Source organism: Bacillus sp. CR71 (assembly GCF_003429245.1).
In the GTDB taxonomy this organism is placed as follows: Bacteria; Bacillota; Bacilli; order Bacillales; family Bacillaceae_G; genus Bacillus_A; species Bacillus_A thuringiensis_S.
On the sequence record NZ_CP031748.1, the window covers coordinates 2,650,446 to 2,674,342 of the forward strand.

Sequence of the window (23,897 nt, forward strand, 5' to 3'; positions counted from 1 at the left end):
TGATATGAGTTGTTTTGTAAATGTAAAATGGAATTTAACACATTAAGAAACTGAGGTTTTCATTATGATTTGCATTTTCTATAGTACATTAAAAAAACGAGTTGTTAATAAAAATTATAATCTTAATTAAATTATTAAAAATTCATAGTAATTGTTTGTTAAAAAATTAATTCTTATATAGTAATTTTATTATGTGTTTCTATAAGAATAAATATCTTTCCTACTATGGGCACCACTTCATCTCCGTCAAGCTAAGATTTTACACTATCCATAAAGCAAAAAATACGTTATCCTTTCCTGTTATTCTGCAGAAAGAATAGCATATTATTTTAAAAGAAATTTTATTTTGTTAGCTTGATGGGCATGTGGTGGTATCCCTACTATAAATTTTATATTATATCCAATTACAATATCTTATATTGTAATTGGATAATTTCTTTCATAAGTAGTTACTAGATAAGCTAAATATTAATGTATAAAAATTATTATTAAAGTAAATACTAGTTGAAAAAGTTATAAGAAGGAGGTTTAAGTTAAATAAAACTTTGAAACTTTCGATAAAAATTAATTATATAACGAAAATCACAAAAGAAACAGCAACTAGATTTTTCATATAATAAATAGAAAATCGGGTATTGAGTAAAAAAATTTCTAGAAATACATACAAATTTTATAGGTTAAAAGGAGGTAATAAAAATGAAATCGAAAAGTTTTGTAACTTCATTTTTTATTGTGCTTTTAATGGTAGTGGTTGGCTGTGATAAAAAAGGGGTACAACCAGTGGCAATTGATGATAAAAAAGATAAATGTGATATTTGCAACATGTCTGTTACAGATAATCAATTCGCAACTGAAGTAATTCTTGAAAATGGAAAAGCAATAAAATTTGCTGAAATTGGTTGTATGTATAAATGGATGGAACAACATCAAGAGGATAAGTTACAAGCAAAATTTGTAAGAGATTACAACTCAAAAGATTGGGTTGAATTAGAAAAAGCAACATTTGTTTATGATAAGGATATTTCAACACCGATGGCTTACAACATGATTTCTTTTCAAAACAAAAAAGATGCAGAAACCTTCGTTTCTAAGAGTAAAGGTAAGTTGTTAACCTCACAAGATTTAGAAAATCATAGATGGGAAATAAACAAAAATATGATGATAAAAATGCACGAAGAACTGGGGGAAGGTATGAATCATTCACATTAGTAAAAAAAAGATATACTATAAAAGTAATTCTTTAGCATGATGTTAAAAAGTAATTGGTTGAAAACAAATAAGTTAATTCTATTGCAAAGTATCTTAGTTCCAAACTAAACGAGGGTTTGTGACTATCTAGTATATACGTACGAAAAATTTTAAAAACTTATTGTACGTCAAGAACAGGAGTCCAGTCTACGACTTCTGTTTTATTTGTATAAGGCAGTAATTTTTTCAATTTTTTTCAAGGTACCTGAACCATGACGAGGGATTTAAAATTCTATGGATTTGAAAAAAGCATCACTTTCCTTAAGAATAGCACATATATCTATAAATAATTGCAATAGCCACCGACTATTAAATAAAAGTCTTGATTGAATTCTACATTTTTAAGACAGTTCGTGTATTACGCTCTACTATTGTACGTTTCCCCAAATTTATCAGATTATCATTTTTTCAGCATAATCTACTATGGTCTACTATATTTTTTACTTTGAACGGGAAGCCATCCCTTAAAGTGTAACTAAAATCCTAAGGATTTTTAGGAACTAATTTTTCAATAGCGTTTTCATAGATTAACACTTAATTTTAAAATGTGGTGCAGCTGCAATAGTAGGTATACTAATTAGATACCTCTCAATATCAAATACATATTCACTCATGGTTGTTTTTTATTTGAAATTCATAACTAGAAATACTCCAAACATATTTTCTAAATTTTAACTCCAATTGAATTCTATTGCTTGATATACCTGTAAAAAGTAAAGTAATTGTCATTATTCGTATTTTTTTTAGATTAGATTAATTTCTTTCTAGGTGAGTAATACAATAAAAAGCGCCTAGTGGAGGTATTATTTTATAGCAATGATACTAATAAAAATACATTATTAAAATGTTATATAAGAATTAATTCGAAAATACATAGTTGTGACAATGATAAAATAAGCTTTAAATATGATCAGACTGTACATTACCAAAAGTACATTCTGCTTTTAAGGGTACACTAGTCCAATACTTTAATGCTTCTAATGGAACACCTACTGTTAATCCTGTACAACCACAACCTGCATAGTTTTGAAATGAATTGAGTTTATTAATGTGGCTGTAACCAGCAACGTGCATAAATTCATGAATAGTAGTCCGACACAATTCCGTAAAACCATTATTACTACTTAGAAGTGTATTTAAATTGAGAGTTATTTTGTTTCCTAAAGCACCTCCATTTAAAGTAGGATCAGTTTCTGGATAGATTAACATATTGGTTTTTAATGCTTCTGTTAAAGCTAATTTTTCATCATCTTTTAGAAAAGGAGATGCTGAAAATGACCTTATTACCTCGTTAATTGCCTTTCGAATAATAAATTCATTATCCCATGTAAAATCATGATATTCGTAAAATTGAGCATTAAAATGTATATCTGGAATCCCTTCATGACTACAGTATCCTTCTTTAAAAGCTATTAAGTTAATTGAGTCTTCATCATTCAATAATGATTCTTCACTAAAAGTAGGAAAACCACCTGGGTGTGTGCCTAAATCATGCAAATACCTATTTACTGCGAAAAACCTAGATTTTACAGAAGTTGTGATATCTTGAGCATAATTTTTAAGTGTTAATACAGGAACACTTATCAAATCTGCTGCATTTTCTCGAATGAAAATGACACCGTTAGTTACTATTCCATTATGCGTTCCTTGTTCAAAAGTAGGAATGGCACCAATAAATTCCTCTCCTATTCCTGGGAGTTGATTTACCTTTTTAATCATGTCTTCTACATTAGTAAGCCGAAAAGCATCTGTTTCTTCTATTTCTTTAGGTACGATACTTTCAGAATTTTTATTAATTCTCATTATCCCAACGTTCCAATAGAATTCAGATTTGGTTGAATCACCTGAGAGAAATCCGCCTTCAAATCCCTCCGCTATAGAATAGCGATTAACTGCTGTAAATTGCTTGAGAAAATCGTCCATTAATCCATCCCCTTTAACTGTTCTTTTGCCATTAATTTGAATATTAGTGTTATTTTCTATACTCAAAACTTTATATTAGTAGAAATTGGTTGATATTATCATTTTTCTTTGAGTTATCGTGATGTATCTGAATTCTTGAAAAACATGAGGTTTATGTTCACCCAACAACTAATATACAATAAGTCCATAAACTTTGGTTTATGTTTATTTACAAATTTGTTAAACACGCTAATTTTCTCTTGCAATTACATTTTTCTTAATAGTGAATGTATTATTAAATAATATTTACCTAAAGAATTAGTTTATACTAAGTTTCCTTTACATTTTATAGAGAACTTGAAAGGACACATATGAGATGTCCTTTCAAGTTCTTTAAATAGGATTTAAAGTATAATAATTTATTCTCCTATGATACGACCCAAACTCATACAAATAATCTAAAACGAGAAAATTAACGTGTCTAGATTAAAATGTGCAGTTTTTTATTTTGAGAGCTCTATTATGGATCCATCAAACTTCTTAAACTACCTATTGGTTTAATTCTATAAGCCACAGGTGGTTAAATAACCCTCTAATCAACAAATTATTCTGATTATCAGCAATTTTAATGATATAAGATTATATATTTGATTTTACATTATTTTTATAATCATTCTCAAAGTTAGGCCAAAGAGAGTATAGTTCCCTGAGTTTTTCGACATCGTGTATGAACCAATTATATATCCAATGGTTATAACTTTGAATTATACTTTCTTCGTTTTGATTTTCTTTCAATACTTTCGTGGCCAAGTATCCCACCATCATCCCATTCATAATAGCTTTGAGAACACCATGTGAAGAGGATGGATCAAGTACAGTAGCAGCATCTCCAACTAAGAAATACCCTGGTCCTCCAGGTTGAGTAGTCGCTCTCCACGTCACATCTGCTCCACTCAATTTTCCTAGAGGAGTAAGTCCTTGGAATTCCTCAGGAAGCCAACTTTTTTCTAAACTTTCTTTAGCGACAGACAATCGTGTCCATTGGTAGACTTTAGGGCGAACCTTAGCCGTCCATGTCCAACCTTTAATGTCTGCAATTATAGCTGGTGCATCATCTCGAGGAGGACATTTACCTTGCACATATCCAAAACGTGCAATAAGTTGGGGTGAATATTTTTCAATTTTGAGCCCCAACTGTTGAGCTAACCATTGTCTTCTCCCAGTTGCATCTATCAGGTATGATGCACGTAACTCATTATTAGGGATTACTAAACCTATAACACGATTTTCCTTTAAAATTGGACGTAATGCATGACAAGGCTGAATTACCTTTACCCCTAAAGACATTGCATGTTTTAATAAAATATCATCAAAATTGGCACGCCAAACTTGAATACCATGCCATGGGCCATTCTCGTCTGAACCAAAGGGAGCGAAGTAAAGTTTGCTATCCCACTTTATCCAATTTCCTTTATGACGAAGAAGTCCAATTTTTTTCATTTTCTCCCAAACACCTAACTTCATTAAAAGAGGCTCAATTCCCGGATGAAGTGTTTCCCCTGGTCGATAACGTGGAAACTTTTCTCCCTCGACTATAACTACGCTTAACCCTTTTTGAATACAGGAAATAGCAGCAGCAACTCCAGCTGGACCACCTCCAACAATAATAATGTCATAATTAGAGGAACTTAACATTCTCGCAATCCCACTTTTCGTTTCCTTTTTTAAATAGGATATTTTTTTCATCAATAAAAATTATAGATTTTTCTTTAATTTTAAATCTAGCTTTCACAGAATTCACCATAATAGGTTGTGCATCATTTTTATAAATTTCAAAACGATAGATATTTTCTGTTAGTATAGTACCAGTCTGAGATTGAGCTGTTTTTAATTCATCGTTAGAAGAAGAAACTTTTTGGAATGATAAAACCCTCCATTCCCCTTTTCTTCTAGTTATTTCTCTGCGTCCACGTAAAGTATTCCGATCTAACCCTTCTAACTTAACCCCTAAAAATTTATAAACAAATGCCATGTTGAGCACTCGATTTGCATATTCCTTAGTATCAACAAGACCTGTAAGTGACAGAGTAAATTTATTTTCCAGTGCATTATCAATATAATTTACGTACTCCATTGTAGGATATTCAATAAATTCTTCCCCATTCTTTGAAATGACTTTAGGTCCTATTACTCCATCCCAAGGAAGATTTCCTACTTGTCCAATCTCTTCATCTGTAAGAGGGCTGACTGAAGGATATGGTTGTTCGAATGTACGTGCTGCATCTGGAGCAACTGCAGGCCAAAATGTACTAAGTGCTGCACAAAGTTTTGAATCTTCAGGGAATGGACTACCAAGACCATAAGCTGCAAGAAATTCTACATCATGGTCACTTTGGTCTACACTCACATCCCATCCTGGTGCAAAGACACCAGATGCCGCATCTGGTAAATAGGAATGCCTAGTTGTTCTTAATACATTAATATTTGTGGCTTGTGCAGGCTCCCCATAAGGTAAAGATATGATTGCCGTCATTGTATCATCCGATTCTATAAAATTGGCTTCTTTCAACTCAAGATTGGCCGCAACTCTATTATCCGACAAGGTATACGGGTCTATTTCCCAAAGATAATTTTGCAAAGACTTAGGAAGTGATTGTCCCCACTCCAACAGTTCCCATTGATCACAATTTGGGAAAAAATCTGGTGCCGTTACCAAAGAATAAGCTGAATACGCTGTATGCAATTCATTATCTAATCCTTTGCATACAGCCCCAATCCATCCATCTCCTGTATAGTCTATATAATATGGCGCATTGTATCCATTGATTTTCATGCTTTTAACTTCATCATAATCCATATCATTAAAACTTTTAGGTTTCCCATCCACAATAGCATGATGAACATGAACATATTCAGGTGCTGAACGATGCCGTCCATTATGACTATTAATCAACAAGCTTCCATAAAAAGTTTCAAGTTCTTTAGGAACATTAAAAGTAAATATCTTATCATTATCTTTCGCTATTTCTACTAACCTAGAATGTGGAATGGGTACAAGGACATTAGAACCAAAATTAGTTTCATCGGAAAATTCAGCGATTCCATCTTTAATTATAAAAGGGAAAGTTTTGTTATTATATTCATAATACTCCGGTTCATTATCGTACTTTTTGTTTAATTCTTGATGTACGCGATATAACTTTTCATTAACATGATGTGCTTCTAAAGTTACATGTAAATCATAATCTTTGATACATTCTGTACCACTAAAAACTTTATGAATAGGAACCCAGAATTCTCTCTCCATGTCATTCTTTTCTTCTTCCTCGTGATGTTTATTAAAACGCATCGGACCAAATTCATTTTCATTTCCTAAACGTTTAACCGCGATATAAACTGAATAACGAGCAGGTAAAACACGGAAGGCAAAATCATTTCCTTCTATAAAAGGAAGAAAGCCTCTATTTGGTGGATGATAAAGAGGAGCTGCTGTTCCAACTCGTGCCACACCAGTACGAGAAAAACATAAATCTGCATGCTTGCGATGAACAGTTTCCGGTGCAGGTCGATATTCAGTTGCAAAGACTACAAGTGCTAATTCATCCCCTACACGTGAAATAAGATCAGATTTAGAAGGTGGCTTAATACCAAAAACATAGTTCTCTATAATCTCAAGTTCTGCTAACGTAGGAAACACTTCTAATTGCGAGCCATCTACTCCTATAGTCACATTGGGTGAAGCAAGTGCATGATAAAGCAAACTCCTTGCAGGTTGTCCTGGTTCAATACCTCTCCTTCCTTCATAGGCAAAATCTTCAAACCCTCTAGCAGTTCTGTCAATTTTCAACTCCCTTAGTAACTCCACTTCTAAATCTTGAGCTGAAATATCCAATCCATGTTTATCATAAAATAGTTTCCCCCAACCATGCGGAGAAAGTCGATTACATATTTGCTTAACTTGTTCTTTTAATGTAGGCATTTTTTCTTCCTTTCATAAAATCAAGATTTCGCAATTCAAAACTACATTTAGTATTATCCAATTAACAAAAAAAAATTCTTTTGTAATTACTTTTCACTTAGAAATGGTTCTATTGCAAAATTTCAAAAAGAAAATTATATTTTTGCAAAATTGAAAGCGCAACGGGAAGTGTCATTTGAAAAAATTAAAATTTAATATATAAATAATTATTGAGTTGCTATCTTTTTAGCTTTGAAATCTCAATTACGGTATACAAATAATCGAGGCTATCCAATAATAGTTTGCAATCATACACAAACAACTACTGAAAATTAAACGTTTTAGCTAATAACCAAGTAATTATAAAATTTTTTTGAAAGTGTTGAGAAGAATATATTACTCTTCCCTGATGGTAAAAGATTAACACTGTTTTTCTTGAATGGTTCAGGATTTATAAATTACGTATCTCACCTTTAATAGCACAAGACTTTTACAACTAATTTTGTAACCAATCAAGTACTTTTTCTGATACAACAGGATGATTCAAATATCCATATAATTTATGGGGGTTACATTTCCCTTTCTCATCTACCCAAAATGTGTAGATTTCAGGCTCATCTGTAATACTTCTAAGAAGATTCCTCTCAAGCATTTGATGAAAATCATCCTTTATGTCACCATCATGTGCTACAAAATCATCTACAGCTCGAATATTAATCCAATTCATAATGTTAGTTGGGTACATTCCATCATTTGGTTCGTTTGAATCATAGAGACTTTTTTTCACTGCAGGCTCGCCTAATGGATTACCTAATGTCATCCACAATGAAATTTTTTTCTCCCACAAATCTTTATATTCACTCATCCTAGAAAACTTCCATAAAACGTCATAAGAAACCATGCATCCCATGCTATGTGATATTAAGGCAATATCATCATTTGCTAATAAAGATTCCCTTAAAATTGGTTGCAAACGTTCACGAATTTGCGACCCTACTACCCTGCTAGTTAGATAAGAACCTAAATCTGGAAGGAGTTTATTTATTACTTTTTGAGTTATTCCAATTAAAGATAAGAAGGGGCTCGCAATTGTAGCTAAATCATCACCAAATTTTATAATTTCTTGTTTTTCAATTAATCGATCATAATCTTCTTTTGTGTGCTTTTCAAGGGGTCGTTTTATTAGTTTTTGTAAGGGTTTGTTGTAAGTATTATTTGGAACATACCAATTATCTGGAATCCAAACAAGTTCTTTTTTTAATTCCGGTCTATTTTTCACCAATATCTGGTTTAAAATATCACCATAGTATACAACCGTTACTTTTACATCACCAACTTCAATTGCTTTTGCCATTTTTTTATTTATTCGCTGGATTCCATTTATTAGAGCGTTATTAACTAAAGTTTGCTTTATAGATTGTTGTGGTTTTGTAGATCTTCCATGAATAATGATTATATGTTTTTTTCTTGTCATAATTATCTTTCTCCTGTTGCACAAAGCTATGATGCGAAAGTGCAAAAATTTATAGTTAACTTGAAGAATTCAAACAATAGGATGTGTCATATTTTTATTTTTATTCAAGCTAAGATAGCAGTTAATCTAAAAGCTTACTCTTACTATAAAAGAAATCTCATAAAAACTTTTGGATGGTAGAATATACTCCTAGGCCATTCTGATGTATTAGCCACATACTTAAAAATGCTAATCCTATTATCCTTATTTGCCTCAGCGTTTTAAAAAGTTAAATCATTTCCATTCGTATCAGCTTGTAATATTTCATTGCAGGGCATATAAAATAAACATTAAGATATTTTTGTATTGAATTAATATTCAAATTAGAATCAACTTATTTTAGCAACTTATTGATTGTATAGAGATTATTAACCGTAACAAACTAATTCAGACTATATTTTAATTGGAGGGAATAATTATGAACAAGTTTTTACAAAAAAGTATAGCTATTATGTTTATAACTATAATTTTCATGTTAGATTTACCAACAGTTAGCGCACAAGTTTATACTGCAAAAGTTCAAAAAGTAGTAGATGGTGATACCGTTCGGTTAAACCACCCTATTCTGGGATCAAGAAATGTTAGGTTATTATCTATTGATACACCAGAAACAAATTTTCAAGGAAGAAATCAGGGATCACATGCATATGCAGCTACAAATTATTTATCTCAACTCTTACCAGTTGGAACAACCATAAAAATAGAATTAGGAACAGAACCAAAAGACCAATTCGGTCGACTTTTGGCTCATATTTATAAAAGTGATCTAGATATTAATAAAGAAATGATACGAAAAGGTTATGCAGTAACTTATTTTATTTACCCCAATTTAAGCCATTTTGGTGAATATCAGAATGTTTTGGTACAAGCAAAAAATCAAAAACAAGGTATCTGGAATCCTAATTCCCCATTAGAGGAATTGCCATTTGAATTTAGAAATAGAATTTCTCATAGAGCACCAACTAAGTGGGTAGTAGATTCTCATACAAAGGAAGTCTTTGCCCCTAACAAATACTTAAGTGTACCAATTGAAAGAAGAATTTTCTTCATGTCTGAACAAGAAGCAAGAGCTTCTCTAGATGAACTAATCGATAAGTAAAATTAATAAAAGAGCCTATTTTATTTTTAAAATAGGCTCTTTTATTATGTTGATAAATTTTCAGTTCTGTTGTAAAGTCATTTCAAACTTATTAAATAATTTCTCTATAAAAACATAGGCAATAAGATAGCCTCATTTCTTTTTACGAATTTCAATATTTCTTAAATAGTATTTAAGAAATTTATAAATTCGTTAATATATTCGTATCAATTTCATTAAATGTTTTGAGATTTACTTTTTCCTCATCTATCGTCATATTTATTTTCTGTTTCGGATTTGCTGTTACCACCCAAGCATTCGGTAAATAACGATCTTCATGAGATAATGTAGAAGGTGAGTTTATAACCTTGCCTCCTAAATATAGCGTAGCAGAAGAACCTCCATCCATTGCCATTGCATTTATAGCTCCTTTTTCATATAGAATATCTTGACACCCTTTTAACGTAGCTCCTATACTATGCGTCTGTCTACCGTCAATAACTAGAAACATAATTGTACCATCTTCTTTTTGGGCCATAATACTTCTTGGAGCCGAACCCCAACCACCGTCTCCTTCTGTAATCATTTTTTCTCCATTTACAATTAACTGTGGCATAAATCCAGCTGCGGAAACGACTTGTTTATCCAACAGTTGTTGGGTAGAATAATTTCCTATTATCATTTGCTCAAACTTTGTTAAACCTGTAGTTTTTCTAAATGATATTTAATCCTACTGAACATGTGGGTTAATTTAAAATTTAAGCTCTTAAAGCTAAGGAGAGTACCAGTGGCTACTTGAAATTTACTACATGATTGGACTAAGGGATTTCTTGACTAAAAAATTACGTATTTATTTTATAAATCCCATGTCTCTAGCTACTTATTTTAAAAATAGAAGTGAATTCATTTTAAATCGGAGGATTAAAAACGTCATCTTTTCTCATCCAGCTTGTTGAGAAAAGATGACGTTTTTGGTACTTGAGGCGGTGGGCATGTATGGTGAGCCCTTATCGGAAACTTTCAATCTATCATTTGTTCAATCTACTTTTGACCCCATATTGCAACTCTTTCTATCGTGAGTTTGGGTTAATCCTGTTGATGTTAATCTTTTTAAGTTTTTGAACGACTTGGCTGGTGGACGGCGCATTTTCAATGATTATGTTTACTGCTTCATTAGCATCATCGACTAGGCGAACATAGCGATTGAATTCCTCCTCCGTCATGTTCCCCGTAGCTACGAAGAGTTGCTGAAGCAAATCCATCACTTGCATGTGTATCTTGCCATCTGGGACTTCCGGCAGTGTCCAAAACTTGCTATCAAGAAACAACATTGAAGTAATCGGAGTTTCTTTGCCACGGTAAAAAACTTGCGCTGCGTCTTGGAAGACTTCTTGGATAGTACCTCCCCGCCCTTCAGAATAAACTATACCGCATGAAGCGAGTGCCAGAAGGACGTCCTCCCTTGTGCTGTTGAGGAAGTATTTCGCGACATGAGTCGCAAACGGCGTAAAAGGTTCATGACCATAATGCCAAGTTGGCACAGCTAAACTACGATTGAGTGGGGTAATCTGGCCCTTGAGTTCTTGAGCAATTTGGCATATGGTCCTTCCGCCAATTTATTGATGGTGGAAGTAAGTGAATCTGCTGGGCGTCCTGCGTAAAGTGCACCAAGATGGGTCGCTTCCATGCAACCTGGTCCACCTCCACTAGCAACGATAAAACCAGATTCAGAAAGCAGTTGAGCAATTCGTGCAACCTCGCGATATATCTTGCTGCCGCGTGGCTCCCGATGTCCTCCCATTATTGCGAAAGGATGCCGCCCTGCCTGCATCTCACTTTTCAGAAATGCGTTCAATCCCCTCCCAATGGAAGTGTCATGCATCGCTTCCATCATAGCCGCATAAGGGTCTGAGATGGTGGTACGTCCTTGTTGCACACAATATATATATCTCTGGAAATCAGGTGTTGTAGCTAAACTTAACGGATTGTGCGGATCAAAGTCCTTAAGTAAATCAAATGGGTTATAGAGCTCATCTTGAATAGGGTTAAATGGTGGATGAGTGATCAATTCAATTGGATTTTTCATTGTTCGCTCCTTTAATATGTAGTTTCTCGATGTTTTTCAACTCTCAAGTAATCTTCACTTCCTATTACAACTTTCAATGAAAAGTGCAATAGGAAGTGCTTTTATCTGACATGATTATATACTTTGAATTTTGAAGTGCACCATTGCAATCTTTAAAGGGAAGTTCAGTCTTACACACGTCCTCCTAAAGCAGTATTACACTAGTGTACTTGTTTATATGACTTTTAATAATCAATCAGATCTTATAAGTAGTATTCAATTTTCCCCCTAAGCATCTTACATCCTGTTTCCTACTTAATTCAATATATTTTTAACTTGTTAATTCATTATTATTCTCCTAAATAAAAAATACTTTGAAAAATTGAAAAGAAATATGTAGTTTGTTATGCTACATTCGTTTCTTGTACAAAGACATGAAAATGGATACTTTTTAGACAAGAAAGTGAATACTTTTTTATAAGATAATTGTTTTAGTTATATATATCTACATACATCTTTATTATGATTTTTAATTGTAATTCTATTAATAAACAGAGAGTTTTTTGTACATTCGCGTAGAATGATTCTTTCTAAAATAAAAAATAGAGCCTCAGGAACAGGATCCTTAGACTCTATTTTTTATTTTATATAGGACAGCATAACTTTCTCTAATTCTTCTTTACTAACATCATTTGCAAGTAATATGACTTGATAAGCGCTATTCTTTCCTTTTGCAGGAACAATTCCTTCCATATACTTCGTATTACTTTCAGACGATTCTGCAAAAGTAATGTTTGCACCTTCTAATTTATAATTTGTTACCTTTTCACTCTCTTCCATTATCCCGTAAAATGGATTTTCTTCTTTATCTCTAACTACAGATTGATTCACAACATACCAAGACAACGAATCTCCTCTGTGATATTCAGAAACAATAACGGGATTCTTCCTACCAGGAAACAACGAAGTTTGAACTTCTTCACCAGCTAGTTTAAACTCATTTACTACAACAGGTGGTGTCTTAATTTGAAAATCAAGATACTTCTGTGCTTCCTTTTTAGTTAATCTAAAATCCGAATAAATTTTCCTTCTAAATGGTTCAATTTCTTTTTCATTTTCCTTAAATTTGTTCTGTTCCTCTGGCTCTAATTTGTCAGGATTCCCCACTAACCTTATTTTTTTACTCAAAGTATATGACTCTGTTTCTAATTCAATAAACCGTTTAAATTCTTCTTTCGTAAACAGCTTTCGCGCCACTCCAAGTTCTGTAAGGAAAATATTGTACTCTCCTTCGGTAATTAAAAATTCTGCTTCTGCCTGTTCTTTTGTACCAATCATTTTTTCAACTATTTGCTGCAAAGAGTTATCGGGTTGTGTTTTTAATTCTTTCATACTATTTTTCTCTTCTATTTGTTGTTTCTTAGAGTTAGTTGGCATATCAGCACGAGCATTTAATAAGGACACAGATGATACTGCAATAACTGCCACAGCTCCTAGCGCAGACCAGCGATATGATTTTCTTTGGAATTTTTTAATCATTAGAATTCTCCTTTTTAACATTCTTTTGTTTTTACTAAAATTCGCCATACCGGGTACTTGATAATAACCTGAATAATGTTCCAAAAGGCTAATAATAGTATGGCCATACGCAATTTGTTCCTCTGAATTAATACATGTAAGAGCTAATGCATCGCATGCTAGTTCTTGATCTTCCCGCATACATGAGTAGGCATACCAAAGAATAGGATTAAACCAATTTAAAATGAGTAAACCATGCATTAGCCAGTTCACACCAACATCTCTTCGCTTGATGTGAGCTAATTCATGATGAAAAATATACCGTAATTGTTGTTCTTCTAATATTTCCATATGTACAGTTGACAACAGCAACTTAGGCCGAATAAATTCGAACACTGTTGGACTGGAAACCTTTCCAGATACAAGTAGAGGGATCTCTTGTCGAACAGACATAGTTTGCTTACACTCTTCAAAAATCTGGACAATCTTTTCATCTGTAATAACAGGTTGTTTTTTTATGTAAAGTAATAAACGCCTGTTCATAATAAATGTAGCAACACTTAGAAGGATAACGCCAGTAAGCCAAATGTATATACAGATTGTATAGAATGGAACCGTCTCATCATCCTGTTTTTCATTACTGTGTGTTTGTATCTTGTTTGCCTGAACAGTTTGTGTTGAACTTGAGGTAGAAGTATCTTCTTTTGTGAGAACCTTTGTATCGTCTATACCTTTCAATTCTTCCATGTGTTCTTTTGAAAGAAAAATAGCTACGGGGTTTTGGCTAGAAAGGAATGCATCATCATTCTTGTAAGTAAGAACAGAATAAATACTATAGGAACTATCTGGCGACCAGGGTAAAATAAGTCTTATAATTAATATCATCCATAGCATGTATTGCCAACGTGGAGTTAATTTATTTCTAAACAAAACCTTAATACATAAGATTAGGACCACTAATATACTAGCCATAATAGAGGTCTCTATCAACCAATCAAAAAAATGAGGCAGATAGACATTTATAAACAGTTCTATCATTATCATCTATCCTTCCTCTGATTTTCCTCAGTTTTCTCATCCAGGATACGTTTAAGCTCGTTAATGTCTTCTGAAGACAGCTTTTCTTCTTTCAAGAAATTTACCAGTAAAGGTTTAAATGCTGCACCATAGAAACGTTTAAGCAAAGATTTTGTTTCTACTTGTAAATAACTATCTTGCGAAACCAAAGGATAATAAGCGTACATTCGCCCTTTATCTTGATGGTAAGCAACTGCTTCTTTGTGAACTAATCGATTAATTAGTGTTCGAATCGTTTTGGGTTTCCAATCCATATTCTTCTCCAACTCTTCAATCACTTCATTTGCCGTTTGTGGAGATTTTGACCACAGTACTTTCATTACTTCTAACTCAGCTTCTGAAATTTTAGGTAATTCTTTCATTAGTTTATATTACACCTCCTTTGGATTACGTTTGTAATCTGTAACTGAATATTACACTTGTAATCTTGCGTTGTCAATCTTATTTTATATTTGTGAAATCCCTTCCTATGCCCATCAACATAAGAATGAAAGAAATTAACATAAGTATAGACTTTCATGTCCTCCTAATGAGATAAGAAAATAGATGCCTCATAAATATTTTTGTAAATAATATAAAATTGAATTTTAACTTCACACATAATTAGTATTTTCTATTTAAATATTTATGTTCATTTTAATACGAAAAAAGGCAAGCATAAACTTATGCTTGCCTTCCGTTCTCAAAATCAATTAAACCTAAAACAACGTGAGGTTACCCTAATCTAGATACTGTCTTCTAAGCCCTATTTTTTTACTTTTCTAAAACAATTCCTGCTATTTCATTAGCATATTTTTTAGAGTCAAATTCATCATAGTTACTTAGTACAACAACAGACAAATATTCTTTTGGAAATCGCATGAAGTATGAACGATAACCTGCCCAGCTACCTGAATGTTCCAAGTATCGACAGTTAAACCCTTCTGCAAGCCTTAGCCCAAAAGCATACTCTTCATTATCAATAATCGTCTCCCCAGTTGGAGAAATTTCCGGACCTATTTCGCTCATTTTTTTAACAAGTTCTTTTCCACCAACGGTACCTGTAGTTAGATTTTCTCCCCACTTTACCAGGTCTTCAACTGTTGCATGTACTGCCCCATCACCTGTATGTTCCCAAGGGCTTTCATAGATTTTATATGTTCCTTGCTCATTCTTCGAATACCCACTAGTAATTGGTATAGTAGTTGGGTAGTAATCTACAATTGTTGTGTCTTTCATATGTAAAGGATCAAAAATACGCTCCTTTGTAAACTGAAGTAGAGACTTGCCACTTACCTTCTCTACCACTTGTGATAATAAAAAATATCCTGTATTGCTATACTCAAATTTTGTGCCCACTGGGAACCTTGCAATTTGATGACCATTTAGGTGTTTTAGTGATTCTTCCACAGTTAATGTATCAGTAAATTTAATATTTGCTGCTTCAGCCAATGCCATATAATCAACTAGCCCACCAGTATGATGAATTAGATGTCTCAATGTTACAGGTTCAGCATATGTTCCTATAAAAGGGACAAACTTTACAATTGAATCATCTAAACTCAATCTTCCCTCTTGTTCTAAGAGCAATATAGAAAACGCTGTAAATTGTTTAGAAACTGAGGCGATATTAAAAACGCTCTTTGTGGTTATCGGCAGATTTTCCTCTATAGAAGCTAAGCCAACTGTACCTTTATACGTTACTCCGCTATCAAAACTAGCAATATATGCAAAGCCAGGAGCTTTTGGTGAAAACTTTTTTAATAATTGTTTAATCGCTGTATGCGTCTTTTCATTATATGTATTATTCATCTTAATCACATCCCCTTTCTTTTAGATAATTAGAAATAGATTACCTTATTATCTTTCTCATATTGAGTCCAATTAACCTTCATATCCAATGTTTGATATAGGGAATATCTCAAGATATCTCATTTTAGTTTCCGAGGAAACTAAAATGGAGTATAATTATATTTGCACAATAGATATCGTTTACAAATCCATTGTGCAAATTCTTATATTAGCTCTTAATTACGTAAAAAAATGGAGGGCATGACATGGAAAATTATTATGATGTAGCGGTAGTTGGCGGTGGCCCGGTTGGACTTATGACAGCATGTGAATTAGCTATTCAAGGTGTAAAAGTTGTCGTTTTAGAGAGAAGATTAAATCGGATAAGAAATTCTAGAGCACTCACACTTCACCCCCGCTCCTTAGAATTAATGGCTATGAGAGGTATTGAAAATCGCTTTTTATCTAGAGGGAAGAAATTAGATACAAGCCATTTTGCTGCCCTAGATACAAGATTAAACTTTAAAAATTTAGATACCGATTTTCCATATACACTTTTTATTCCCCAATCTATTACAGAAGAAATATTAGAAGAGCGTGCGTTAGAATTAGGTGTAGACATTAAACGTGGTCATACTTTAAAAGATTTAAAACAGTATGAAACATTCGTACAACTAGAAATAGAACAAGGAGAAACAATATATAAAATAGAAGTTCCATATGTAGTAGGCGGTGATGGCGCAAGAAGTCTAGTTCGTGAGTTATCACATATACCTTTTAATGGAACAGATACAACAACTACCGCTATATTAGGCGATGTCATTTTAGAAGATGTACCAAATAACCCATTTTTTTCTACATCTAATATAAATGGGATACTAATAATGGTACCTATTGCACCTAATGTATTTCGCTTTGCAATTGTAGATCCTAAGAATCAGACAATACCTGTTCATGTTGCTGTCACAGAAAAAGAGCTTATAGATAGTATTTATAGTATTACAGGTGAACATATTCAAATTAAAAGCTCAATATGGCTTTCTCGTTTTGGAAATGCAACCAAACTAGCAAATACTTATCAACATAAACGTGTATTCTTGGCAGGTGATGCAGCGCATATCCATTTTCCTGCAGGAGGACAAGGTTTGAATGTAGGCTTACAAGACGCTTTTAATTTAGGATGGAAATTGGGACTCGCTATAAAACAAAAAAAATATGAAAGCCTATTAGAAAGTTATCATATTGAACGACATGCTGTGGGAAGACAATTTTTCAAGGAAGTACAAGCACAAGAACAATTAATGATAAACTTTTCAAATGCAGGTATAGAATTAAGAGAATTATTCTCGCATTTACTCACATACCCAGAGGTAAATCAAGATTTAGCTAAAAGAATAAGTGGCTTAGGGGTTAAATATTCCTCTATGCATACGAAAGAAAGGAATCCATTGATAGGGAAAAGATGCACAAATCTTACTATTTCTTCTCAAAATAAGAAAACTCATAAACTCTTTGAATTGATGCAAGATAGTAAATATATTTTATTAATACCTCCTTCTTATAAAGAAGAAATAGATAAAATGAACATTGATTCGCACATAAAGGTGGTTGTAGGTGAAATACAGGATTCTCAGTTAAAAAATATAGTTGTCATTTTAATTCGCCCCGATGGTCACATAGCTTACATTGAGTATGACGAAAGAGAAAAATGTAAAGATTTGAAAATAAAGTTGAATGATTTTAAAAAACTACTATTTATGGCATGAAGTAAGAACTTTCTAGTATAAACATTAAAACAATAGAATTTCAAATACCCCCACAACTATCAGTGGGGGCATTTTATATTAAATGAATTGCAATTTAAACCAATCTTCTACTCAAACTGAAGCTTATTAATGAACCTCAATAGTATGTTTGAAGGTTGCTTGTCGTTACTAAGGACCCATCCATAAGAAAGAGGCTCAAGGTTAGGTACATCTAATACAATAGAAACCATTTCTTTTTGATTATTTAATAGATTATGTTTGAATGAATAATCCAATCCAATTGTAATAGCAAGTTCTTGCTTCACTGCATTTTCTATTGCTTGCGTATTATTAGAGATGAATAATATATCCACATTCCCATACTTAGAAAATAACTTATTAATGCTATCCCGAATGTATTCATCATCATATAAAACCAAAGCCTGATTTACTAACTGTTCTGGTACAAGGATTTTCTCTAATGCGAGTGGAGAATTTTTATTAACTCCCACAACTATTTTAACGTCTATTATTTTTTTAAATGTAAAATTATTGTGCCTCTCTCTAAACTTCTCTGATGATGCAATAAATCCAATATCAATCTCGCCTTTTTGAAGGTCTTCTAGTATTTTTTTATGATCTTTTTCATAAACCTTTATATTTACATAAGGATGCTCCTTTTTGAATGTCGAAATTATATTTATTAGTACATGCATAGGTCCAGGGATTGTCGCAATTCTTAACTCCCCGTTTAAAGTATGATTGTAGATTTGCGCTTCTTCTTTCAATTCTTTTACTTGCAGTAGAATATCACTAGCTTTTTTTATAATCGATTTCCCCTCGGAAGTCGGAACTGCCCCCAACCCTCGTGAACGTGCGAAGAGTTTTACTCCCAGTTCATTTTCTAACAAGGAAATAGATTGACTAATTGCTGATAAAGTAACGTGAGACTGGAGTGCAGCCTTGGTAAATGATCCAGTATTCGCTACCGCTACGATATACTCCATTTGTTCAAAATTCATCTTAATACTCCCTTTATTAAGATTTACTTAATTATTAGTAAATATATCTAAATTTTAATGAATTATAAATAGAGTTACAATACAGATAGTTGTTATTAATCTTTCAATTAATAACAATTTTGTATAAACACATTTAACATTCATTATATAAAAATAAAGGAGATGGATAACACTAAACCCGAGAAGAGTCGCTTTTATCACTGGTTGAGACAGAAGAATTGGTAAAGAAACTACATAAAAGTTTGCTCAAAAGGAAATCAAGTTGTAATAGCTAATTTTAATGTGGAGCTAGGTAATGCAACCGCTATAGCCATCCAGGAAAATATTGGAGGATCGATTGTTATAAAAACAATTGTTTCAAAGTTTAAAGGAACTGAGTGATTAATAGAAAAAACTGTTCAAGCTTTTGAAAGAATTTTCATTATGTTTAACAATGCCGGTATTGGCTATCCCACTGCTGTTTTAGAACATGACTTGGATGATTACCATCGTATCATTTATATCAATCAACACGGCGGAACCTATGGTATTATTGGCACCGCTAAAAAACGCGTGAATTACATCTTCATGGTGTAATTATTAATATTGCCTCTGTTTTTAGTTTTCTAGCATCAATAGGTACTTATGCTTATCCTGTTTCAAAGGGTGCTGTTATTATGATGACAAAATCAGCAACTTTAGAGTAAGACGATTATGGAATACGGATATTTGCAATTGTTGATACACCTATTAGCTGGTATCCAGAGATAGCAGGCAATGCAACTAAAAACAACGAAAAATCCAGGATATGCACCATTTAAATAAGCATTATTAATATGATTAAAAACTTATTACTAAACAAAAAATTTATAGAAATACTATGATGTTTACTAATCAAATGGAAAGTAGGTATTATATATGTGCGGAATAGCGGGATGGGTTGATTGGTCAATGGACCTTTCTAAACAAAAAGAAACTTTAAAAAACATGACAAATTCTATTATACATCGTGGACCAGATGCAGAAGGATTTTGGTTCTCTAAACATGCAGCTTTTGGTCATCGTCGCCTTATTGTAATTGATCCTCAAGGTGGTCTACAACCCATGTTGTATAAGGATGGGGAGACAACTGTTTCACTAACATTTAATGGAGAAATTTATAACTACCAAGAGCTACGTATTGAACTAGAGCATTTGGGCCATGTATTTCAAACAAAATCAGATACCGAGGTATTATTACACGCATATCTAGAATGGAGAGAAGATTGTGTACAACACCTTAACGGGATTTTCGCCTTTGGTATTTGGGACGAGAAATTACAACGACTCATGTTAGCCCGTGATCATTTAGGGGTGAAACCACTCTTTTTTGCACAACGTGATAATTCGATTATCTTCGGATCTGAAATAAAAGTATTACTTTCTCATCCAAATGTACAAGCAGAAGTGGATACAGAAGGACTTTCCGAAATCTTCTGCCTTGGTCCAATGCGAACACCTGGTCATGCAGTATTTAAAGATTTACATGAAGTGCGCGGAGGACACTACATTCTGTTTACTTCTAATAAAACTGAAAGTAAGCAATACTGGAAGCTAGAAAGCAAACCACATACAGATGATATAAATACTACAGTTAATACAATTCAATCTATTTTAGAGGATACAGTGAAACGACAATTAGTTGCCGATAGACCCGTGGTTACAATGTTATCAGGAGGTTTAGATTCCAGTGGTTTAACTGGATTAGCAGGAAATGAATTCAAACAAATCGGAAAGACACTTCATACTTATTCTCTAACTTTTACAAATGAAGAACGAGATTTCGAAGAAGATTTTCTTCGCCGTGATCGGGATGAACCTTGGGTACAACGTGTATCTGAGCATGTTGGAACACAACATCATTCTTTTGAATTAGGATCTGAAAAGCTCATTGAACATTTATTAATTCCAATGAGGGCTCGTGACTTACCAGGTGTTGGGGAATTTGAAACATCTTTGTATCTTCTCTTTAAAGAAATGAAAAAAGATGCTACAGTAGCCCTTTCAGGAGAATCAGCCGATGAAGTTTTTTCTGGATATCCTTGGTTCCATCAAGAAGAGTTTTTAAAAGCGGATATTTTCCCTTGGAATGTAAACTATTCTTATATTACAGAAATTTTATCAGAAGACTTAAAAACAAAAATAAATCCTATCAACTATCAAAAACAACGTTTTCAAGAAGCTGTAAATGAAATACCCTTTTTAGAAGGAGAAAATGATTTACAAGCAAAACAACGTCAAATGTCTTATATGTTTATTACGCGATTCCTACCTTTTATGTTAGAGAGAAAAGATCGTACTAGCATGATGACAGGTTTTGAAGTACGTGTTCCATTTTGTGATTATAGACTGGTTGAATATCTCTGGAATGTACCGTTTGAAATAAAAAGTATCGATAATATTGAAAAGGGAATTTTACGTCGAGCTTTCCAAACTGTTCTTCCCACAGATGTATGTTATCGTAAAAAAAGTGCATATCCAAGTACAAAAGATAACGCCTATTTACAAGGAATTAGTGTATGGATGCTAGATGTATTAAACGATAATACCTCTCCTATTCTACCTCTTATTAACGTAGAAAAGGTTCGTGCAATTGCACTAGGTACAGATGAAATCATTACTGGTAATGAGGCTAGAGGTTTAATTGATTATCTACTTCAAGTGAATAGCTGGCTTCAAGAATATCAAATTAAACTTATCTAAAATATATTCGATAGATAGCAAAGTAACATTTTATATATGTCGAACAATTAAGATGGATCCCTGCCATCCCTTGTTCGAAGCCAATTCATCTCCCGCCTACTCACTGGGCTGTAACCCTTCACGCTCCTTGAGGAAGGAGTCTTCTTGGCTAAAATGATAAAAACCGTAAAGATTAGAAATCTTTACGGTTTTTATTTGGATTATTTACATGCGTTGCGTATTCGGATTTATATAGTTATTCTGAATCACTTTATTTTTAAAAATTTAACTTCATTAGATTTATTTAATTGTAGCCTCCACCTTTATTTGTTCTTTTTGGGTATTGTTATCTATAGCTATATATATTTTTTCAATTTTATAGACGGTATTTCTTGGCAATAATAATTCGTATTGCCCTGGATATGCAGTCAAGTCATCTGAATTCATATAAGCACCATGAGTCCCAGAGCCTACCTTAAATTCTGTCATAACTGGTCTTGTTTTGGCATATCCGGCATCAATAAGTATAGAAGTACTTATATATCCAAACTCAGTTATTGTTTTTCCTTGGAATTTTTTTTGTATTTCCTTGAATTTCTCCCTATCAACCTTGCCATTTTTTATTATGGAATTATCATACTCCTTTCCAAAAATCCATGCATCATCCCCTCGATACACTTTTATATTGTCATTCATTTTTGCCTCTTTTCTATTTAATGCTTTATCTAAGGATTCAATTTTTTTCTTCATTGTAAGATCAGAATCTAATTTACCCGCATGCGTTCTTAAGAATTCATTATACGGCCTTGCATTTTTTGTATAATCTCTTATGGCAGATTTCTCTTCTTTACTCCACTTACTAAATTGTTTTTTTCCCCAAGCATCAGCTTCTTCTTTGTTTGTACACAGCTTATATTTGTCTACATTATTACAGTCCTTGGGCTTTGACGGTATATTTCCTATATATTTTGATGTAAATTGAAACGTCACATTATCATTTGGCTCAGTCATCGCAAATGTAGAGGTAGTACCACCAAATACAGTTAAACCTAATGATAGAATAGTAGCTATAGCTAGACTTTGTTTTTTCATACTAAAACTCCTCTTATTCTGTATTTTTTTAAAATTAAAGGTTTCCATTCTCCAAAACTATGTTTATATAGATCCGTAGAGCTATCATGACTATGAACTTTTACAAATGGGTAACATAGTCATAAAACAATAGAAAAGTATTATTATAGAAATAGTATTCAATTCAAAGAATAAACTACCCCATTAGAACTCGTACCTTAATAGTTATTCCTATAATTTACCCCTGGTTATTTATTGTATATAAAGTGAAGTGCGCATTGTATTGAATGGGAAATTAATAGAGGTTTTTTGATATTCAAATGTCCCCTGTTGATGTCCAGATGCATCCCACTTATAATACCAACCAACAATTGGGTTGCCGCCAATTACAGTTGAGCCAACACTCTTTACTGCTGAACCATTCATTTTTGCAATCGGATTTTGTCCATATCCAATTTCTTTTGTGTAAATATATAGGTAACTTCCTCCATGGTTCCTTGTTGTACTAAAGCTATTAGTATTGATTGTCTCTACCCCACCTTGCTCAGACTCTACTTGTACAACATTTAAGGAAGACAATGGTGCTGCAGGACCAGCAGATGCCTCTGTTGCCATTCCTAAACTTACAAATGTAGTGATTGCTAACGACGAAATCCCTAATGCTACTTTTTTAAACATAATAAGATCCCTTCCCTCCATTTATTGTATATCATCACAAACATAACTTTGTTTCCTAAATATGTAAATATCTTGAAGTTGTAGAAATATAAAACAGAATATTCTGTTTTATATTTCTACAGCTTTATCAACACAAGAGATAGGCTTTTCGCCTTTTTACGTAGATCGTATTATGAGCATGTCTAATTGTTCATCCTTTACTACTCTGTGGGATTAGGTTATCAAATTGATAAATTTAACAATTTATTTTCAAGATATTTATTAACTAGAGTATTATTAATGAAAGAACCATTATAGGGATAAGGAAACGATTCTAGGTATGAAGTGTCACTATTGGCATTAATTAGAAATAAAAAAAGAACTTTATTCAAGTTCTTTTAACCAATGAGACTAGGTGGTCTAGCTGACACCTCTAATTTGACATATTTCTTCATTGTAAATTCTCTTTTTCCTTTTAATCCATTAAAGTGTGTAGTTTTATAGACATACCGCCAACATTTTAACGAGAATATAAGCTAAGCAAGATTTCACATAAGAAAACGTTACTTTATT

General features: G+C 32.8%; 17 protein-coding genes and 1 pseudogene. 5 read left to right on the top strand and 13 right to left on the bottom strand.

Annotated elements, in window-relative coordinates; all coding sequences use genetic code 11:
* Positions 1-696: 696 nt before the first annotated feature.
* Complete coding sequence (locus tag DOS87_RS13255) at positions 697-1,209, top strand: nitrous oxide reductase accessory protein NosL (RefSeq protein ID WP_071729510.1); 513 nt, start codon at positions 697-699, stop codon at positions 1,207-1,209.
* 939 nt (positions 1,210-2,148) lie between these two features.
* Here the strand turns inward: DOS87_RS13255 and DOS87_RS13260 are convergent.
* From DOS87_RS13260 to DOS87_RS13275, 4 genes are all read right to left on the bottom strand, one after another.
* The gene (locus DOS87_RS13260; protein ID WP_184121632.1) at positions 2,149-3,171 is read right to left on the bottom strand and encodes a hypothetical protein; all 1,023 of its coding nucleotides are present in this window, start codon (positions 3,169-3,171) and stop codon (positions 2,149-2,151) included.
* Positions 3,172-3,789: 618 nt separating this feature from the next.
* The gene (locus DOS87_RS13265; protein WP_071729506.1) at positions 3,790-4,845 is read right to left on the bottom strand and encodes an NAD(P)/FAD-dependent oxidoreductase; all 1,056 of its coding nucleotides are present in this window, start codon (positions 4,843-4,845) and stop codon (positions 3,790-3,792) included.
* Entirely contained in the window at positions 4,829-7,129 is a 2,301-nt protein-coding gene (locus tag DOS87_RS13270) for a hypothetical protein (protein WP_071729504.1), read from the bottom strand. Before DOS87_RS13270 ends, DOS87_RS13265 begins: the two co-directional genes overlap by 17 nt.
* 475 nt (positions 7,130-7,604) lie before the next feature.
* Positions 7,605-8,582: a hypothetical protein gene (locus DOS87_RS13275; protein ID WP_071729502.1), complete on the bottom strand. Its 978-nt coding sequence runs from the start codon at positions 8,580-8,582 to the stop codon at positions 7,605-7,607.
* A gap of 457 nt (positions 8,583-9,039) precedes the next feature.
* Between DOS87_RS13275 and DOS87_RS13280 the strand changes: the two genes are divergently transcribed.
* A complete protein-coding gene (locus tag DOS87_RS13280) occupies positions 9,040-9,720 on the top strand; it encodes a thermonuclease family protein (protein ID WP_071729500.1) in 681 nt (226 codons plus the stop codon).
* Positions 9,721-9,901: 181 nt separating this feature from the next.
* Here the strand turns inward: DOS87_RS13280 and DOS87_RS13285 are convergent.
* From DOS87_RS13285 to DOS87_RS13305, 6 genes and pseudogenes are all read right to left on the bottom strand, one after another.
* Positions 9,902-10,405 (bottom strand): annotated as a pseudogene (locus DOS87_RS13285) (phosphodiester glycosidase family protein); the annotation flags it as partial.
* 364 nt (positions 10,406-10,769) lie between these two features.
* Entirely contained in the window at positions 10,770-11,240 is a 471-nt protein-coding gene (locus DOS87_RS30170; protein WP_225988595.1) for a hypothetical protein, read from the bottom strand.
* A gap of 2 nt (positions 11,241-11,242) precedes the next feature.
* Entirely contained in the window at positions 11,243-11,785 is a 543-nt protein-coding gene (locus DOS87_RS30175; protein ID WP_261795676.1) for a hypothetical protein, read from the bottom strand.
* A gap of 618 nt (positions 11,786-12,403) precedes the next feature.
* A complete protein-coding gene (locus DOS87_RS13295) occupies positions 12,404-14,320 on the bottom strand; it encodes a M56 family metallopeptidase (RefSeq protein WP_208730345.1) in 1,917 nt (638 codons plus the stop codon).
* Between the two features lie 2 nt (positions 14,321-14,322).
* Positions 14,323-14,721 (bottom strand): BlaI/MecI/CopY family transcriptional regulator, encoded by a 399-nt coding sequence (locus tag DOS87_RS13300; protein ID WP_097854132.1) that lies wholly within the window; start codon positions 14,719-14,721, stop codon positions 14,323-14,325.
* Positions 14,722-15,112: 391 nt separating this feature from the next.
* Positions 15,113-16,150, bottom strand: a complete 1,038-nt coding sequence (locus tag DOS87_RS13305; RefSeq protein WP_097854131.1) for a serine hydrolase domain-containing protein — start codon at positions 16,148-16,150, stop codon at positions 15,113-15,115.
* 245 nt (positions 16,151-16,395) lie between these two features.
* Here DOS87_RS13305 and DOS87_RS13310 point away from each other — a divergent pair, with 245 nt between their 5' ends.
* A complete protein-coding gene (locus tag DOS87_RS13310) occupies positions 16,396-17,895 on the top strand; it encodes an FAD-dependent oxidoreductase (RefSeq protein ID WP_208730346.1) in 1,500 nt (499 codons plus the stop codon).
* A gap of 107 nt (positions 17,896-18,002) precedes the next feature.
* Here the strand turns inward: DOS87_RS13310 and DOS87_RS13315 are convergent, their stop codons facing one another.
* On the bottom strand, positions 18,003-18,896 hold the full coding sequence (locus DOS87_RS13315; RefSeq protein WP_001008615.1) for a LysR family transcriptional regulator: 894 nt from the start codon (positions 18,894-18,896) through the stop codon (positions 18,003-18,005).
* 578 nt (positions 18,897-19,474) lie between these two features.
* Here DOS87_RS13315 and DOS87_RS30610 point away from each other — a divergent pair.
* Positions 19,475-19,582 carry a hypothetical protein gene (locus DOS87_RS30610; RefSeq protein ID WP_369126851.1) on the top strand — a complete coding sequence of 36 codons (108 nt, stop codon included), beginning with the start codon at positions 19,475-19,477 and terminating at the stop codon, positions 19,580-19,582.
* Positions 19,583-19,793: 211 nt separating this feature from the next.
* Positions 19,794-21,617, top strand: a complete 1,824-nt coding sequence (gene asnB, locus DOS87_RS13325; protein ID WP_184121640.1) for an asparagine synthase (glutamine-hydrolyzing) — start codon at positions 19,794-19,796, stop codon at positions 21,615-21,617.
* A 279-nt stretch (positions 21,618-21,896) separates the two neighbouring features.
* Here asnB and DOS87_RS13330 read toward each other — a convergent pair whose 3' ends face one another.
* Both DOS87_RS13330 and DOS87_RS13335 read right to left on the bottom strand, forming a co-directional pair.
* A complete protein-coding gene (locus DOS87_RS13330) occupies positions 21,897-22,688 on the bottom strand; it encodes an ADP-ribosyltransferase (RefSeq protein ID WP_000744855.1) in 792 nt (263 codons plus the stop codon).
* Positions 22,689-22,919: 231 nt separating this feature from the next.
* Positions 22,920-23,345: a DUF4879 domain-containing protein gene (locus tag DOS87_RS13335; RefSeq protein ID WP_208730347.1), complete on the bottom strand. Its 426-nt coding sequence runs from the start codon at positions 23,343-23,345 to the stop codon at positions 22,920-22,922.
* Positions 23,346-23,897: the final 552 nt, after the last annotated feature.

Coding starts and splice junctions, on each gene's coding strand:
- DOS87_RS13255 (WP_071729510.1), top strand. CDS start 697: ATGAAATCGAAAAGTTTTGTAACTTCATTTTTTATTGTGCTTTTAATG.
- DOS87_RS13260 (WP_184121632.1), bottom strand. CDS start 3,171: ATGGACGATTTTCTCAAGCAATTTACAGCAGTTAATCGCTATTCTATA.
- DOS87_RS13265 (WP_071729506.1), bottom strand. CDS start 4,845: ATGTTAAGTTCCTCTAATTATGACATTATTATTGTTGGAGGTGGTCCA.
- DOS87_RS13270 (WP_071729504.1), bottom strand. CDS start 7,129: ATGCCTACATTAAAAGAACAAGTTAAGCAAATATGTAATCGACTTTCT.
- DOS87_RS13275 (WP_071729502.1), bottom strand. CDS start 8,582: ATGACAAGAAAAAAACATATAATCATTATTCATGGAAGATCTACAAAA.
- DOS87_RS13280 (WP_071729500.1), top strand. CDS start 9,040: ATGAACAAGTTTTTACAAAAAAGTATAGCTATTATGTTTATAACTATA.
- DOS87_RS30175 (WP_261795676.1), bottom strand. CDS start 11,785: ATGAAAAATCCAATTGAATTGATCACTCATCCACCATTTAACCCTATT.
- DOS87_RS13295 (WP_208730345.1), bottom strand. CDS start 14,320: ATGATAGAACTGTTTATAAATGTCTATCTGCCTCATTTTTTTGATTGG.
- DOS87_RS13300 (WP_097854132.1), bottom strand. CDS start 14,721: ATGAAAGAATTACCTAAAATTTCAGAAGCTGAGTTAGAAGTAATGAAA.
- DOS87_RS13305 (WP_097854131.1), bottom strand. CDS start 16,150: ATGAATAATACATATAATGAAAAGACGCATACAGCGATTAAACAATTA.
- DOS87_RS13310 (WP_208730346.1), top strand. CDS start 16,396: ATGGAAAATTATTATGATGTAGCGGTAGTTGGCGGTGGCCCGGTTGGA.
- DOS87_RS13315 (WP_001008615.1), bottom strand. CDS start 18,896: ATGAATTTTGAACAAATGGAGTATATCGTAGCGGTAGCGAATACTGGA.
- asnB (WP_184121640.1), top strand. CDS start 19,794: ATGTGCGGAATAGCGGGATGGGTTGATTGGTCAATGGACCTTTCTAAA.
- DOS87_RS13330 (WP_000744855.1), bottom strand. CDS start 22,688: ATGAAAAAACAAAGTCTAGCTATAGCTACTATTCTATCATTAGGTTTA.
- DOS87_RS13335 (WP_208730347.1), bottom strand. CDS start 23,345: ATGTTTAAAAAAGTAGCATTAGGGATTTCGTCGTTAGCAATCACTACA.